Raw genomic sequence first — 17,290 nt, 5'->3', positions numbered from 1 at the left:
GTCCGGCTCCCCCGTGGTGCAACCGGACAAGAGCACTCCTAAGACAAGGAATGAACAAGCTCCCAGTATTTTTCCTGGGGCAAATCTGGCATGGGGTCTCTGCGTTGCGACGCAATGGTCCGACTTCATGCTCGCTCCCGATTACGCATGGCCAAGAGCGGCCGAGGTGGCCACCAGTGCATCTAGCGCTCGGCGCAGGTGCGTGCTGGAAGTGTGCATGGTGTAGGGAAAGTATTCGACTCGAACGCCGACTGCTCCCAGTCGTTGCTCCAAGTCCAATCCTTTGGAGGTGCCCTTCCAATCGTCCCCTTTGAAGAAGACATCGAAGCGCACGTCCTGCCAGGTGTCCAGCCGATTCGGCTTGGATTCGATGTATACGTGGTCAACGAACGAGATGTTCGAAACTATCTCGGCCCGTTCCGCTGTCGGAATCACCGGACGGTAGCCCTTCGTAGCTTCAACCAGCTCATCGCTGACAACGCCAGCTACCAAATAGTCGCAACGGGCCTTGGCCTGTCGAAGAATGTTCAGGTGCCCAACATGGAAAAGGTCGAATGCCCCAGCTGCATATCCAATAATCACTTAGATCGGTCCCCAAAAATAGCGAGTGTTCAGAAAAACTGATGGTCGTCCCAAAGGCCATCGAACGAGCGTGGTAGAGCTTGAAACGCTAGGCCGGAAGGGCCTAGACAGGCTGTGTTCTGGATTCAACGGGCGAGTGTGCACCGATATCTAGATGAACAACTCGCGCAAGGTCGAGTGACAACTTTTCATATGCGGCAGCTACGTCGTCCCAGTCGTAATCCCGGGCTCGGAGCACCGAATGCGCGGCGCGCGCCTTAGTGCCTTCGAGATCTTGTTCTACCTGTTCGAACTGCTGGGCGGCTTCATTGGAATTGGCGAAGAACTGCCCGGCTGCTTGAAGTACCTCTCGATTGAAATTCACATCGAAGGCATTCACAGCGGTTCCCGCACCGATAGCGCGTAATAGGGATGGGTTGGTTCCCCCTACCGAGTGCCCATGCCAATAAACCAGTGCATTGGCATAGAGTTCGTCCAGTTGTTCCTGATCCCATACACCGCCCAAGAACTTCACCGCCTCGTTGGCCGCCGCGTGCACATCCTGGGTGTATTTCTCGGCATAGGGAGCGGAACCTACAACAACGAGGGGAAGCTTAGCCTTTGAGGCCGTGTAACCGCGCACGATGACTTCAACATGGTTCTCCGGCTCGAATCTGGCCACTACCAGGTGGTACTGTCCGGGCTCCAATCCGAGTTCAGCGATACGGCTGGAACCCACCGCAGTGAGAACGGGAGCACCATAGGTGATAAGGCGTGAAGGCTTGCGGAACTTTTCGGTGTAATAGTCGGCAATACCACGTGCATCCGAGATTAGTTCCTTGGACCACCACACTGCCAAACGCTCGCATACCAGATAGTACTTCTGGCCGACAGGACCCCATTTCGCACGTTTCCATTCCAACCCATCCACGTGCGTGGCCACTGGAATCCGTGCAAGGCGCAGCAGCGGCAAGAGCGGAGCGTTAGCTGCATTGAAAACGATTGCGGCGTCTGGTCGATTGAAGATGGCATGGATCACTGACAGCGCGGTGTGGCTCAGCGTCTCCAGACTGCGCTTCCTCATCGCGGGAAGATGGACCAGCTTCATTCCCAGGTACTGGTCAGCGCGCTCTGCTGGTTCGGCACCCCGACAGTACACGATCACCTCATGACCAGCTGCAACCAGCCGCTGGCCGACCTCTTCGATTGCCGTTTCGAACCCGCCATATCTCGCCGGCACTCCCCGAGTACCGATTAGTGCGATGCGGATCGCTTTTCGGGCATTCTGACGTCCCCTACGTTGCATGTTGTTCCCCCAAAATAACAACAAATTCTTGCCAGTACGTTCCTGCCGACCCAAAGTAATGGAGCCCCCCACGGCGTAAACATGTGTCGGCTTACGTCCAAGCTATTGTTGTGACTCTAGGCTCATGCTGGCACCTAAACACGCGTAATCGGATACTCAGTCGAAAGATTTTTTACCTATACTCAGTACCCGCCATCCCGGCCTGACCACCCCTCTTAGGTAGATCATCTCAATTGAATAACGATTTTGCTGTTAAGATCACATTTGCATAACGATCAGGACTGTGCCAGACTCGTGTCGTGGATAAATACGGATCCACTTGACATTGCACACCATCCAATCTGCGTATCGTTTTGCTGGGGAGCGCGAGAACGCAACGCGAGGACATCACTTTTGAACCCCCACAATCACTCTGCCGACGCACTCCCCATGCGCCAAGAATCTACGCTCAAGAGCAAGACTGTCAAAGCCGCCCTCTCCGCGATTCTGGCAGGCAGCGTTCTGGCCGCAGGGCTCCAGGCGTTGCCCCTTGCCGTCACTACCCCGCAAGCAGCGGCCGCCACTCAATACTTCGCCGATTCCATGGATCGCACCGTGGCTTCGGGCTGGGGCACTCCCGATCAGGGAAGTAAATACGCTCACAATGCCGCAAGTCGCTTCTCCGTTTCTGAGAACATCGGAGCCGTGGTTCTTCAGCCGGGGAAAAACTCAACAGCAACGGTAGACCTTAATCAGCAAAACGTCGCAGCCGGTTTCGATCTCTCTTTCGACTCACTGCCGTCCGCCGGATCGGCTTACGCGAGCGTAGCCCTGCGCTACACCACCGCAGGGCACTACGAAAGTGCGCTGCGCCTGAATTCCAAGGGCGTGTTGCGTCTTGAGATCTCCAAGACGATCAACGGCACCAAAAACGTGCTCAAGTCTGCACAGGTCGCCTCCGGCGTTGGGGCGGGACAGACTTTTCATATCGACTTCGAAGTCAGCGGATCCGCTCAGCCGACTTTGAAGTCCCGCGCATATCAGGGATCCACTGCTCCCGCGTGGCAGATCGAGCACACCGACACCGCAAATAGTGCCATCGCAGGCAAGGGAGATCTACGCATAGGCGGCTATCTGTCCTCTTCGGCAACGCGCAACTCCGGCTTCCATCTCGATAATCTGAAAGCGCAGTCAGCCACTTCTCCGGTCCTCGGCATAGGAACCCCGCAGCCGGCCCCGGTCGAATCGTCCAAGCCCACGACGCCGAAGCCAGACGAAACCGATGTGCCAGCACCCACACCGACCGAGCCAGAAACCGAATCCGCACCAAAACCTGAGAGCGAAAATGTAACGTTACCCTCCAACGCAGTCTACGTCTCGGCCCAGGGCTCAGATTCCGCTGGAGGATCGGCCTCCGCGCCCCTGAAAACGATCTCCAAGGCAATTGCCAAGGCTTCCAGTGGACAGACCATCGTCGTTCGGGCTGGAACGTATCACGAGTCCGTGTTGATCCCCGACGGCAAGAGTGTCGTAGTGAGGAACTATCCTGGTGAAACTGTATGGCTGGACGGGGCAGAAACGCTGACCGGATTCACGGCGTCCTCCGGCGGATACGTCACCGCTTGGAACCTTGATTTTGACGCATCGCCGACCTATACCCGCGGAGCGTCCGACAGCACCAAGGAAGCTTGGGGATTCGTCAACGCGAACTACCCCATGGCGGCCAACCCTGAACAGGTGTGGATCTCAGGCGAACGACAAACCCAGGTTCAGAACCTGGCGGCGCTGAAGGCCGGGACGTTCTACGTCGACAAGTCAGCGAACAAGCTCTACCTCGGCACGAACCCCAATGGCAAGAAGGTCGAGGCCAGCACCTTGATCAAGGCCATGTCGATCCGGGCAGCCAAGACGACGGTGGATGGCATCAACGTCAAGCGATTCTCCCCTTCGGTCCCGGATATGGGTGCCATCACCGCAGAGAAGAGTGGAATCACCCTCAAGAACCTGAGCGTTCAAGACTCCGCAACCACCGGCATCAACGTCAGTGCTACCAACAACACGATCAGCAATGTGAAGATCAGCGGGTCGGGAATGCTCGGAATGAACGCCGTCTATGCTGACGGGCTGCAGGTACAGAACTTGGCCTCAAACGGAAACAATACCGAGAATTTCAATTCTTCACCGGTCTCCGGTGGTCTGAAGATCACCCGGAGTCGTGGCGTTGCCGTGAAGGACTCACAGTTCACCAGCAACAAGGGCCCTGGCTTGTGGATCGATGAATCTGTCTATGATTCCAAGATCCTGAACAACGACATGCTGAACAACACGGGTCATGGCCTATCCTTGGAGATTTCCGCCAAATCGACGGTGGCCAACAACCGCATCGTGGGCAATGGCGGAAACGGCATCAAGCTGAATAACACCAACGATGTCGCGATCTGGAACAACACCATCAGCGGCTCCAACCGCGTATTGAACATCGTACAGGATGCACGCCGCGGGGCGAACAAGAGCGATGCGGGACATGACCCGCGCCAGTCGTTCCCCGACAACACGATGCCGTGGATCATCAAGAACATCACGGTTAAGAACAACGTATTCTCGAATACCGGAGGCGGCAACGCGATCGTGGCCGTGGAGGACTACTCCAAGCAGTTCTCGGCCGAAGACATGAAAATCTCCCTAGGTTCGAATATCTACAACCGCGCCACGGGTTCCAGCCCGCAGTGGTCGGTGGTTTGGTCCAAGGGGGCAGGGAACCCCGCGGTCTACACGACGCTGAGTGCATTCCAGAAGGCCACCTCGCAAGATGCGTCCTCCACCGAACTGCTGGGTACCGCAGTCATCGATTCAGCCCATAACGTTGCGCCGACAGTGACTGCTAAAAACAGCAATGCGACCGCGTTGCCGGAGGCAATCGCTTCGCTGATCGGCAAGAATACAAGCTCCAAACAGCTCGGCGCCTTCAAGCGCTAGCAACAGTTCGAAGCCCACCGTGGGAAACAAGTTTGCTTGTTTCCCACGGTGGGCTTCCTGCAAATCTCCCTGCACCGCAGCTACGGCGAACGCGGTTTCAGGGGCGAGGTAGTGTTCCAGTCTGGGCTGGAACCCAGCGACGGGGCCTCCAAACTCAGCGAGAGAGTGAAAAACACCAAGAACATCACCCCGGCATCGATCAGCCCGTTTTCCATGATTGAACGGATAAGCACGAACATCAAGAGGCCAAGATAGATCGATCTGACTTTTCTGCTCCTTACCGCAGACAGCACGCAGGCCAACACCCACAGCATCGCAATGCCCGTACCTATGACGCCGGTCTGCGCCAGGAGCGAGATCCACGACGAGTCGAAGACCTGTTCATCCCAATACTGTCCTTGCACCGCAATCGTCTTCATGCTCAGGCCTTCGCCAAACCACCGCTCCCAGCTGTCCCAGGGAAGGTTGAGGACCACTGACCAACTGATCGTGCGAGAATTCAAGGTCAGCACCGACGCACTGTCATCACGACTCATGAAGTTTTGCACCATCGGGGTCAGGAAGACGGTGTAGAACACCACAGGAAGCACCAACAAGACTGTCACGATGATTGACATCGGGATACGCCGCATAAAAATCAGCAGTAGCCCTACAGCACAGGCAGCCCCAATCAGCGCCGTGCGTGATTCCGAGAGAACGAGCACCCCGCACAGGACTGCAAGAGCAATCCCGTGGAACCAACGGATGCGGGCACGCAGTCCCTCATGCAACAAGAACAAGCCGGGCAGGCCTGCGAGCAGGGCGATTTCGTTGGGGCTCAGCGGAGGAATCCCCCCAGAGAGCCTCCCGCCGTCACTGAGTACCAGCCCGGATCCGGCGCTGAGGAGGCCAACGAGCGACAATGCCAGGCACATGGCGAGCAGCATCTTCTGCACGGGGAAAGCTCGCATCAGGAACATGACCGTCAACGCCATCATCAAGACACGCACGGCAATGATTGCCGAGGCAGATAGGTTCCCGCTGGCCAGCGCGCCCACCATGCTTACGGCCAAGATCGGCATCAGGAACCCCAAGGAGCGCATGCCCAGAGGGTAACGCTTGGGGCTGTTCAGGCAAACTGCCGCGGCCCAGAAAAGGGCTGTAGCCTGTAGTGCTGCCTTGATCAGCACCACTGGGTCCATGCCGCCGGTGTAAAAGGAGCCCTGGCGCCAGGCGACGATACAAGAGACGAGCAGAATCCAGATCCCATACAAATGTCCGCTGTGCGCCTGTTGCCCGGGTGCATGTCTGGCCGCGGGACGTTCCGTGACAACATTCCAGCGCGCGGTAATAGTGCCGCGCACGGCTAGCCCTTACGCGGGCGGGCGAACCGTCGTGACTTGCGAAGCACAATGAGCCCCGTGGCCCCGACTCGAACCGAGGACAGGTCGTTGATTACCCGCTTCAAGTGCCCGAATGTGGTTTTCTTCTCCTGGCAGGTCACTAGGACGCAATCGCAATGAATCGCCACGGCCGCTCCATCGACCGGTGTCGACTGCATCGTGGTAAGCATAATGACTACGTCATGTCCCGATTCCAAGTCCGCAATCATCGGCTCCATTTGCCGGAAGACGTCATAGCCACGCAGTTCCACCTCTTCGGATCCGGCCGGGAGGTAGCCCATGGGAACCTCCGGCTTGTTCTGCACGGCTTGTTGTAACGTCACCGTACGCAAGAAGACCTGCCCCAGTCCCACAGATGTTGACTCTGCCGTATCCAGCGGTGGCATGCGTGTGTCGCCCTGGACCACCAAGGCTTTCTTACCAATGGCAGCCAAGGTGGAAGCCAACTCGATTGCATCAATGGTTGGTGCCTTCGGATCGGAGAGGATGAGGATCCGTTGCGGCAGATGAGCGTCATTGGCCATGAGTAGGCTGGAGACCAACTGCCGATAGTCATTGCGGTTGCGCCCATTGCCCGACTTGCCACGCGCAGTGAAGACCTTACCCAACACCGGAAGGTTCGTGCGGCGTTCGGCATCCTTGGCTCGAATGACCCTTGGATCCAGTTTGTCTATGATCAAGGCCAAAACGATACCGAGGCTGAGCCCAGCAATGAATCCGAGCGCCAGGTTAACCGTCTTGCGCGGCGCGACCGGACTGACGGGCTCAGTGGCCGGAACCGAAAGTTCCGGGGTGACCAACAGCTTTTCCGGATCGGTGTTCTCCAACGCACTGATTTGCTCGGCCAGCAACGGCGCGGCGGCGTTGGCAATGTCTGCGGCACGCTCGGCCGTGTTGGCCGACCCGGTCACGTTGATCAGCACCGTATCCACCGGATTTGCCGCGGTGAGCGATTCTTTCAAGTCCTGCATACTCAGGTCCAGGTCCAGCTCCTTAATGACACCATTAAGGATCGCTGGATCGCTGATCAGTTGCGGATAAGAACCGACACGTTGCATTGCGTACTGGCTGCGTGCGTAGGCGGTGTCCTGCGAAGATTGAACCGTTACAAACAGGGTAGCTTTCGCAGTGTACTTCGGCGTCATGGCCATGGTGATGGCGAGGCTGGCCACCACCCCGAGAGTCGTGGCGATAACAATCCATATCCAACGATTCTTGAGTACCCCCACGTAGTCTTTCAGATCCATACCGTGGGCACCTCCGGATCCTCCGCTGGCGGGCGCATTCATTAAGAATTCTCGGTCCTGCGGGCCCGGATAGACATTGCGCTCGGTGAAATCAAGGCTTCTAGTCATGACTGTTCATCTCCCTGAACCACTTGCCCAGCGCTAGGACCAGGAAGCCGAGGTTGGCTACCAAAAGCAGGCTGTACAAAATCAGGAAACCGGTCTGCCAGAAGACCATGGCCAGCACAATGCACAACAGTCCATAATCCGTGGGCAGAACCGCCAAGGAATACAGCGTCGAAGAAGTTCCCTGCCCTTTCAGGAAATGCCCGGTCACACCCTGACGCTGACGGCGCAGTTGATCGGTCAGGATCATGGCAAAGAATGTGACGGACGCGGTAGCCTGGAAGAGCAAAGGCACCAGGTACCAGCGCGCGTCCACTTCGTAAAAGCGGTACCACACGATGAGAACGGCCAAATGCAGGACCGCGATCTTCACCGCGTCGACAATGTGGTCCAGCCATTCACCCGCCGGTGATCCACTATTCTGCATCCGGGCCAACTGCCCGTCGGCAGAGTCCAGCGCATAGCCGAGTACCAACAGGAGTGCAACCAGCACGGAGACCCACCAGACCGGCTCTGCCAGAGCCATCAGGGCTATTCCGGCAAAGGTGCATACGGCGCTGACCGCAGTGACCTGGTTGGGTGTCATACCCACAACGTAGGCCGCGGCTGCGAGCCGACGACCCAGCGGTCTATTGATAAAACGAGAGTAGGCAGGTGCGCCCTTGTTCGTTTTCTGTCGATTCTTTAGCTCGGCTACGGCCGAGCTGTATCCCCCAGTATTTTTCATCATTGAGTCCCCCAGATGACTCGTCAATCAGCCAACTGCTATGACGCTGCGTTGGCCAGTTCTTCCCGAATCGATGCATGGTATCGCTCCGGCGTATAGTTCCTTTCATAATCAATCCGTGCGCGAGCTCCCCACTCACGCAGCTGATCTTTGGTCGTGTTCATTAACATTTGTGCTAATTCTTCGACTCCTTGCGGGGGGAAAATCAGTCCATTCTCCCGATGAACGACAACTTCAGCGGGTCCCCCTGAGTCTGAGACTAGCGCAGGTTTGCCGTGGCGAAAAGCCTCTATGGCAACTAGGCCGCATCCTTCAACGGTATCGGTCGGCAGAATCATGCAATCGACGGCGTCGAACCATGCGGTTGGATCCTCGACCTGTCCGACCACTTCCACACTGCGCGGAACAGAAATGTATTTCTCAACTAGTTCTTGCACATCCACGGCGTCGGAGTTAAGTGGTGCCGAGCCCAGAATGAACAACTTGCCCGGATGCCCAGCCAGTTCCCACGCACGCAATAGGGTGCCATGACCCTTGTGTCCGTTCCACCGGCTGGCCACCAAGTAGGTGGGCAACTCAGTGTCCTGGAACGGCGGTTCCGCGGACCGAGCAGCCTCGATCCGTGGTACCGCATTGTGCACAACGTTGATGCTGTCCATCGCCAGACCGGTTGACTTGGCGACGGTCTGGGAAATGGCGATTCGATGATCCGTCCACCTAGCAAGCTGCCTGAGGACCAGCTGTTCCTTGGCTCCCCAGGGCTCCTGCAGGTGCACGGTTACGTGGCTGATTCCGGCCAGCCGGGCCAGCGGTGCGAAGAGGAGGCACGCGCCAGTCATCAAATACACCCGATCGGGCGTGGCCTGGCGCAGGCGCCGGACCATCCCCGGGGCGAGCCTCAGGAAGCGGCTCGCCCCTCGCGGGGTGAGCAGCGCACGGCGCAAGATCGGCATGTCAATGTGGAACACCTCGATGCCGCGTTGTCCCAGCTCCTTGAACAACCGCTGTTTACCATCTTGGTGATCAGTCGGAAGCCACACCGTCAGTTCCCACACCTGTTTCAAGGCCTCCACTACCTCAAGGAGGATGCGGTCGCTGCCGTAGAGTTCATCCGAAGAATGAATGATCAATAGCTTCTTGCGCTCGGTGGACATCGTCTACTGAACCTCCTTGAGTACCAACTCATCAAAACCGCCCAATACCGGTGCGTTGGTCGCCGACCCCGAGAGATAGACACCCAACCCGAGCCGCCCGTCAGACTGCAACGAAGCCGTTGCATCACTTGCACTCAGTTGCCAAGTGCCGGGTTCAGTTCCACCGCTCTGGTAGACCTTGGCCGAGAGTTGAGTCGCGCTGGTGCCGGTGGCTTGCAGCCGCAGCACCACCGGATTTCCCGGTCCGCCGGCGACCTGCCCGATGGTGGTTTCCGGTGTCAGCGCGGTGATGGTGCCCCCGACGATTCGTTCGAAGGTTCCTGCCACCGATCCATTGGCCAGCGTGCGAACCTTCAGCCGGTAGCTACCGACATTCGGGATTTCTCGGATGGTGACGTAATGGTAAACGCCGCCACCGGTCGCTGCCTTGTCAAGCATCAGCTTGATCGACAGATCCGCTTCCCGATAAGTAACCGGCAGACTCAACCGAGGCCCAGAGCCGGAGCCGGACATCCGGATCCAACCTGCACCGTTGGCCACGGAAAAATTACTCGCCGAGCCGTTCAAGGCCCACGTGCCACCCGTGTCCGCGGCACCCCACGCGTTGGTGGAATTGCGGCCGAACTGGTCGCTGGCAATGATCTGGGCCACCGGGGCCGCGCTGACGGTGACTGTTTGCGTCAGCCGTGCGCTGCCACCGTCTTCATCTGTGACTTCCAACGTGATCTCGTAGTCACCAGCTTCCGCATAGCTGTGCGAGGCCGAGGCACCCGTGCCTGATTCCCCGTCGCCGAAGTCCCAGAGATACTCGGAAATCTCACCGTTGGCATCCTGCGACTGCGCTGCATCGACCTCAACGTCCAGCCCGTCCACTTCCAGCGCAAAGGCTGGCACTGGCAGGTCGTTGGCCACAGTGAGCACCGTGCTGGTGCTGGCCTGAAGCCCGTTGCCGTCAGTGAGAGTCAAGCGCACCGTGTATTCGCCGTCTGCGGTGTAGCGGTGTTCCGCGGTCATGGTGTCCGCTGACTGTCCGTCGCCGAAGTCCCAGGCGTAGTTCGTGATCTGCGCGTCTCCGGCACTGCTTACACTGGCATCCACGGTGAGCATCCGCCCGTTGACCTCACTGGTCAGCAGCGGTGTGGGGCCCTGGGCGGCGGCAACCGTCACGGCTTGGGTGAGTGTGCTGCTCCCAGACTGCGCAGTGACCGTCAGTGACACCGAGTAGGTACCGGCGGTCTCATACTCGTGCACTGTCTGGATTCTGTCCCCGCTGTGCCCATCGCCGAAGTCCCAGCTGTAGCCGGTGATCTCTCCGCCGTTCACAGGCGGCATCGAGCCGCTGGCATCCAGGCTTACTTCCAGCTGATCCACCTGCGAGGTGAAAGAGGCCGTTGGTTTCAGGTCATCGGGATCCTGAACCTGGATCTCTGTGCTGATCTCATGGTTGGCCCCATCGTCGTCTGTCACCACAAGCTTAACCAGATAGGTCCCCGTCGCCGCGTAAGTGTGTTCGGTGGTCTCTCCGGTGCCTTGCGTACCATCCCCGAAGTCCCATGCCCAGCTCTGCACTGTTCCGTCCTGATCGGTCGAGGCAGTGCCATCGAACTGGACATCCAACCCATCCGCCGTCGTGGTGAAGGCGGCCACCGGTGCAACGTTGGCCTGCTGCACGTTCACAGTGGTGCTGGCCTCACCGGCACTTCCGTGTTCATCTGTCACAATGAGCTTGAGCGTGTATTCACCGGCTTCGGCGTACTGATGCTGAGCACTCTGCCCGTCGGCGCTGGCGCCGTCGCCGAACTCCCACCGGTATTCCAGCGTTGATCCTTCCGGATCGAAGGATCCGGACCCATCAACGCTGATCTCCAAATTCTCGCTGAAGACCGAGATAGCGGCTTGCGGCTGGGCGTTTTCGACGTTCACAACACTCTGCGTCGAGGCAGTGGCGCCCTGCGAGTCGGTCACCGTCAGCGTGATCGTGTACTGGCCGTTCTGCGTGTAGATATGCTCCGCGGATGTACCACTGGCCGTGGTGCTGTCATCCCCGAAGTCCCACTCGTAGGAGCTGATCTCTGCCTCCGGATCGGTCGACCCTGTACCGTCCACCGTGACTTTAAGGCCATTCTGCGTCAAGGACATCACCGCTACCGGTGGTTGGTTGACATCCTGCACGCTTACGTCCTGGATAGACTGCGCGGTAGCTCCGCGGTCATCGGTCACGATGAGCTTCACAGTGTACGTCCCGGCGGAGGCATACTGATGGGTGATGCCTTCGGTGCTGGTCGACTGCTGTTCGCCGTCACCGAAATCCCAGGCATAGTCCAGCAGTGACCCGTCTGGATCGGTTGAGCTGCTCGCATCGAATGCGACCTCCAACCCGTTCGCGTCGACAGAGAAGTCGGCCGTCGGGGCCTGGTTGGGTGCCCCAACCAAGGCGTAGTGCTCATTGATCTCGGTTTGCGACAGTGCCCGTGAATAGACCGCGGCCTCATCGATATCGCCGTTGAACCAGGACGAGTTAGCCCCGCCCCAGACGCGGTCGCCACCAACGCGCCAGTAGCCGTTGAACGGTTCGGCACCGGATTCCGGATTAGAGGCGCGCAGGGCTCCGTCAACGTACAACTTCATGCCCTCGCCTGAGAGTGTCGCGGCAACGTGGTGCCATTGGCCGTCGTTGTAGGCTTGGCTGGTAGTGGCCAAGTTCTCCACGCCGGTGTAGGTTCCGAAGCTCAGGGTGCCGTCGTTGCGCATGTAGACATGGCGGTCGTAACTGGAGGACAAGCCGCTGGCCGCATTGCCGAAGCCGATGATCTTTCCACCATTACCGCTGGTGGTCTTGAACCATGCTTCGGCGGTGAAAACCGTCGGATTGTATTGGGCCAGGTTTCCCACCACTGCGGCGTTCTCGGCACCGAAGCCCAGCGCTGCGCCCTGAGGCAAGGCCGGTTCCCGTCCAAAGTCCACCGCACCGTTGATGGTTCCGTCATTCTTGGCAATGGTCGCGTCCTTGGCCACCGAACCCGAAGTTTCATCCAGGCGCCAGTAGAACTGAGGGTTGTCTTGGTAGACAGCCTGCCCGTAGGCATCAGTTGGCGGTTCGGGTATATCAGCTGTGCGACCGCTGGCCTGGTATAGTGCCAGCACCGTCTGGTCAGAGATCTTCGAATCGAAGATCGCCACCTCATCCAACGTGCCATTGAAGTAGTCCGAAGCAGGACGGTTTGGCCAACCAGTGAGGTTGTCCCCGCCGATCCGCCAGCTTCCGGAATAGACCTGCCCGCTGGTGACATCGGTGCGCTCTGCGACCTTCAGCCCATCCACGTACAGGCTCATCCCCGATTCGCCGAGGCTGGCCACCATCTGGTGCCATTCGTTGTCGTTATAGCTCTGTGAAGAGTTAACAGTGGCGGCCCAGCCCAGCCAGGTGCCGAAGTACAGTTTGCCGGAGTCGTCCATCCACACGTGGCGGTCGTAACTGGTGGAATTACCGGTGGCCGCATTGCCGAAACCGATCAGCTTGCCACCGGAAGTGGAGCCGGTCTTGAACCAAGTCTGCACCGAGAAGGTATTCGGCGCTTCCATGGTGTTTCGTGTGGCCAGGGACTGGCCATTGAAGCCCGTGGCTGTGTCCGCCTCAATCGCTCCGGCCACCGAACGCTGCAGCGCGGCCGAGGCATCGGCATCTACGAAGCCAATGTTGTCGAAGGCGACCTGGCCCGAGGGCTCATTCAGGGGATAGTAGCTGCTCGCGCCAGCGTCCTTCACGGCGGTTGTCACCGGGCTGACCGGCGTGTTGCTCACTGTCACAGCATCGGAGCGCGGGCCGATGTAGGAGTTCCCCCACTTGTCACTCACCCTGATGCGATAGGTGTGAGAGGACCCCGGGGACACATCGGGATCGCGGAATCCCAACGATTGCTTTTTCCACCAGATCGATGACACGTTTTGCGTGTCAATGGCGGTCAGCGAGTTGTCCCGCAAGACTTCATAGGTCAGCACCTCGTCGTCGTAGTCCCAGGTGGTGGGCCAAGCGATGCGCACGGAGCCCGAAGACTGAGAAATCACCGAGGGTTTCAAATCCGCGGTGTACTGCGGACGCAGCGAATTTGAAGACTTTTCCCGCGAGGCGAAGACGGCTAGGCCCTGCTGGTTGGTTTCATTCAGCCGGGTGAATTCTCCGCCCAAGACCAGATAGTCTTCGTTGTGGTCCATCGCCCAGCCACCCTGGTACTGCCCGGTGTAGGTACCGGTGTTCAGCGAGGGGTACCAATGGAGCAGGGTCGGGATCGGTTGGTTGGAAACCGTGGAGTTATTCGACGGAGCGGTCACGTCGGTCCCCGTGGCAAAGGTCGTTTCCGCTAGGGCGCGTTTCCAGATCATCGGTGTCTCTTCCGGGAAACCGTTCACCGAGGAGCAGTCGTGGGCATGCGGGGTCGAATACACCACATCGCCCATGACAGTGATCGCCGAAGTCGATCCATAACAATTGTCAAGCCAGATCAGGTCCCCCGAGTCGTACTTCGCGGCGAACCGGCCGTCGAACCAGTGCCAGCCCATGCCGTTATTGGCTGCGTAGATGACCCCGTTGTCCAGCTTCAGGTCCACGACCCAGGCCCGGTTGTCGTTATTGATCCGGGCCGGAACTGGCGTGGAGCTCCAAGGCAATTGCTGCCCGGTGATTTCGTCAACCGCCCCGATCCCCACCTTGGACTGTCCGTTGATGGACTGGAAGCGGCCGCCGATGACCACTCGGTTGCTGTCATCGGTGGCGATGAGACCATGGACAATGTCGTCGACCACCGGAGCCCAGGATTCCAACGCAGCCGTGGACCGATTGAATTTGGCCAGGTTGCGCCTGGTCTGCGAACCGACCGAGTTGAAGGATCCTCCAGCATAGACTGCATCGCTAGTCACCGCCAGAGTTTCCACGTGCCCGCCAACGGAGGTTGAGAATCCGCTCAACGCACCGTCGGATGTCCTAAAGGACGCGATCTTGCTGCGAGCCTGTCCTCCTACGGCGGTGAACTGGCCTCCAGTGTAGAAAGTGTTTCCGTCGGGGCTGAATTCGATGTCCAGCACCGGGGCGTTGAAATTCGGGTTCCATGGCAGGATCTGACCAGTGCTGATGGTGAATGCCATGGCATTGTTGCGCACCACTTCACCCGCTCCGCCGGCGGCCACACCACTGGGCCGGGCCCGGGTAAATGAGCCAACCACATAGGCTACGTCCCCGCGCACGCGCAGGTCCCAGGCCACACCGTTGATTTGTGGCGTCGGTTCATGGTTGGCGCTGACGGTCTCTGGCAGGACGATGGAATCATCATCCGCCTGAGCCGCCGGGACGGCTACCAGCCAAGCGGCGATCATGGACAGTGAGGCGGCGAAGGCCAGCAAGGAGAACCTCGCCCGGCGGCGCTCACCAGGTGTCACTCGATTGAGCAAACTCATGACGGATCGTGTTCCTTCGATGACAGGGAGGGCACAGGTACCCCCATTGTTGCTTTTTCAGGTTGCACGTCGCTCTCCGAGGTCCGGAAGTCACTTCGCACCAATGCAACGACGACAAAACGTCGTATAGAGAACCCCCCGGCCAGCGAGCCCAATGCGGCGGCCCAGGGCACCCAGCGATAGTCATGAGTCATGCCAATCGCACCAACAACAAACAAAATGGATAGCAGGCTATCCGAAAGCCTGATCACGAACACCGAGCGCGCACGGTGTTCAACCGCAGCCAGTTGTCCATAAGGCGTGGACACCGCAATAGCCATTGAATAGGCGAGCCAACCGCTCACCGCGATCGCCGAAGGAACGCTTCCGGTCAGCAGTGGACCTGCCCATGGAAGTAGCGCGAGCCCGATGACCAAACACACCGCGGTTGCTCCGACCAGCCGCAATACTGCCTGATCTGTCCGACGCAACTTGGCTCCAACGGAACTGTGGCTGTCGCGGGCCAGATGCGCAAAGAGATAGGAGCAGACGCCGGTCACCAACAAAGCTGCAGGTGCCGCGTAGATGCGGGCGATCTCAAGCGAACCGGCGGCGGTCATGGCGATCATCGCTGTGACAATGATCCGGGTCAGCGTGAGCTGGCCAGGGCGCAGTGCCTGTAGCGCGGCGCGCCAGAACCCGTAAGCGGCCACCGGTTTCCATCCGATGGGCCTCTTGGTCCCCTGTCGTTCGGAGGCAGGCAGGAGAAACCAGCCGAACACCAATCCCGCCGTTTGCCCGCACACCACGGCCAGTATGAACGAATCAATGCTGGCTTTCCCGGCTAGGAGGATCCCGGTAATCACCACACCTGTGACCAGCATGACCGACAGATCGATTAACACGATCCGCGAGAAGCTGAGAATCGCCATGTGCATCCGCCGCACCAAGTCTTCGGCGACATAGCTGATGGCGGCCAGCGCATAGAGTACCGCACCTATGAAATCCAGTTCCGTGCCGAGGAACGAGCAGACCAGCCCCACCGCGCCTAGGCTAAGGGCGAGCACCACGAACCAAGCAAAAAGCCCGGAGCGAATCCGGTCATTGTGCCGATTCAGTACCATCAGCGAATCCCCGACGAATCCCGTGGTGACCCCCGCGGCAAGGATAAACGCCCCGTACAAGATGGAAAACAGCCCCAGTGCTTCGATACCCAGTAAATGGGCGGCCAGCATAGATACCAGAAACGTCGTCGCCGATTGAGTGGCTTGCGCTAGAGAGGCCGCGCCGACTCCGCGGATTTTCCGGGCCCACACCTTCCCCGTGCTCATTTCTTAGCGACCTTCGAGCTCAGGGTCACCGGCGCGTGCTCGGCATCGATATCGATGGTGAAGCTGACTCTAGAAATTCCGTCCGGAATGATGAAAGCATAGTTCGTGCTCCGCGACTGCCCCGCACTGACCACGCCGGTAAAATCATAGGCTTCAACTTCGCCATACAGCGGTAGCAGAATCTCATCAGTCTCGGCATTGGCTGCGGTAATGACCACATTCGAGAGGTCCACTGGATGGTCACTGTGGTTAGCTACGGTGACTTTATAGACCACATAGCCTGCACCGGTGAAGTACCCCGGGCCTTCGCTGGTGACAGTACCGTCGGCTTCGGCGGAGATCGACACAGCCACACGATCGGCGTACTCGGCTCCACTCCCCTTGGCGGAGACTTCAGCCTGTACGATGTCGTCAGGCGAGACGGACTGCCCGGGTCGTTGCACTCGTTCAATTCCATCAGTACCCGGCTCATAAGCGATCGCGGTATGTTCCGGACTTTCGCTCGGCTCAAAGGATGGTTCTACCGAGGGCACTGAGCTTGGCTCGGGCTGCTCGGCCGCATCTTTCGGTTCAGCTGTCGGCTTGGCTGATTTCTCCGCCGGGTCACTGATTGCCGAGGGATCGACACCGTCAACGGTGTACGTCGGATCGATGAGCAGATCCTCCTGCAAAGACTCCTGTTGCTGAGTCAAAGCGAGTTCCTCTGCAGTGGGGGCAGAATTCGTGCACCCAGCAACGCCGAACGCGAGACAGATTGCCAGAACGGCGATGCCTTGTTTGCGTGAGAAGGAGCCGGCGACAGCTGGGGGGCTAGCCGCACTGTCGCGCGACTGTCTTGCCGCCGGCTCCGCTTGTTGGGCCCGCTGCGAGCGCTGCGACGGATCACTGTCACGCTGCTGACTCGTTTGGGCAGTCTTTCCCAGAAATACGATCGATGTATCGACTCGATCGTTCATGCAATACTCAGTGTGCGCCGAATGGCGCGGATTCCGTCCCCGCATTTTCGATTCCCCCAAGAATCTTTTTGGCCCCACTTTGACAATAGGGTGGGCGCCGGAGGCAAGCACGCGTATCGACTACCTAATAACGCCTCAA

At 58.8% G+C, this 17,290-nt stretch carries 10 protein-coding genes; 1 reads left to right on the top strand and 9 read right to left on the bottom strand.

The window, feature by feature from the left end; translation table 11 throughout:
• Positions 1-141 precede the first annotated feature (141 nt).
• Both JQN66_RS07245 and JQN66_RS07240 read right to left on the bottom strand, forming a co-directional pair.
• Complete coding sequence (locus tag JQN66_RS07245) at positions 142-579, bottom strand: FAD synthase family protein (RefSeq protein WP_204677505.1); 438 nt, start codon at positions 577-579, stop codon at positions 142-144.
• Between the two features lie 106 nt (positions 580-685).
• Positions 686-1,867 (bottom strand): DUF1972 domain-containing protein, encoded by a 1,182-nt coding sequence (locus tag JQN66_RS07240; protein WP_204677209.1) that lies wholly within the window; start codon positions 1,865-1,867, stop codon positions 686-688.
• A gap of 429 nt (positions 1,868-2,296) precedes the next feature.
• Between JQN66_RS07240 and JQN66_RS07235 the strand changes: the two genes are divergently transcribed.
• Positions 2,297-4,822, top strand: a complete 2,526-nt coding sequence (locus JQN66_RS07235; protein ID WP_204677208.1) for a right-handed parallel beta-helix repeat-containing protein — start codon at positions 2,297-2,299, stop codon at positions 4,820-4,822.
• 80 nt (positions 4,823-4,902) lie between these two features.
• On the opposite strand, the gene JQN66_RS07230 is transcribed toward JQN66_RS07235, so the two are convergent.
• Genes JQN66_RS07230 through JQN66_RS07200 form a run of 7 tightly spaced genes read right to left on the bottom strand, consistent with a single transcriptional unit; the run spans position 4,903 to position 17,151 of the window.
• Positions 4,903-6,165 (bottom strand): O-antigen ligase family protein, encoded by a 1,263-nt coding sequence (locus JQN66_RS07230; RefSeq protein WP_204677207.1) that lies wholly within the window; start codon positions 6,163-6,165, stop codon positions 4,903-4,905.
• Between the two features lie 2 nt (positions 6,166-6,167).
• The gene (locus tag JQN66_RS07225) at positions 6,168-7,559 is read right to left on the bottom strand and encodes a Wzz/FepE/Etk N-terminal domain-containing protein (protein WP_204677206.1); all 1,392 of its coding nucleotides are present in this window, start codon (positions 7,557-7,559) and stop codon (positions 6,168-6,170) included.
• Positions 7,552-8,286 (bottom strand): CDP-alcohol phosphatidyltransferase family protein, encoded by a 735-nt coding sequence (locus JQN66_RS07220; RefSeq protein WP_204677205.1) that lies wholly within the window; start codon positions 8,284-8,286, stop codon positions 7,552-7,554. The genes JQN66_RS07225 and JQN66_RS07220 overlap by 8 nt, the downstream gene beginning before the upstream one ends.
• Before the next feature lie 35 nt (positions 8,287-8,321).
• Complete coding sequence (locus tag JQN66_RS07215) at positions 8,322-9,437, bottom strand: glycosyltransferase family 4 protein (protein WP_204677204.1); 1,116 nt, start codon at positions 9,435-9,437, stop codon at positions 8,322-8,324.
• Between the two features lie 3 nt (positions 9,438-9,440).
• A complete protein-coding gene (locus tag JQN66_RS07210) occupies positions 9,441-14,885 on the bottom strand; it encodes a LamG domain-containing protein (protein ID WP_204677203.1) in 5,445 nt (1,814 codons plus the stop codon).
• Complete coding sequence (locus tag JQN66_RS07205) at positions 14,882-16,195, bottom strand: lipopolysaccharide biosynthesis protein (RefSeq protein ID WP_204677202.1); 1,314 nt, start codon at positions 16,193-16,195, stop codon at positions 14,882-14,884. Before JQN66_RS07205 ends, JQN66_RS07210 begins: the two co-directional genes overlap by 4 nt.
• Positions 16,192-17,151, bottom strand: a complete 960-nt coding sequence (locus tag JQN66_RS07200; protein ID WP_204677201.1) for a hypothetical protein — start codon at positions 17,149-17,151, stop codon at positions 16,192-16,194. The genes JQN66_RS07205 and JQN66_RS07200 overlap by 4 nt, the downstream gene beginning before the upstream one ends.
• Between the last annotated feature and the right edge of the window lie 139 nt (positions 17,152-17,290).

Origin of the sequence: Glutamicibacter protophormiae (genome assembly GCF_016894325.1) — a bacterium.
GTDB classification, from domain to species: domain Bacteria; phylum Actinomycetota; class Actinomycetes; order Actinomycetales; family Micrococcaceae; genus Glutamicibacter; species Glutamicibacter protophormiae.
This window is presented reverse-complemented; position numbering and strand designations above follow the sequence as displayed.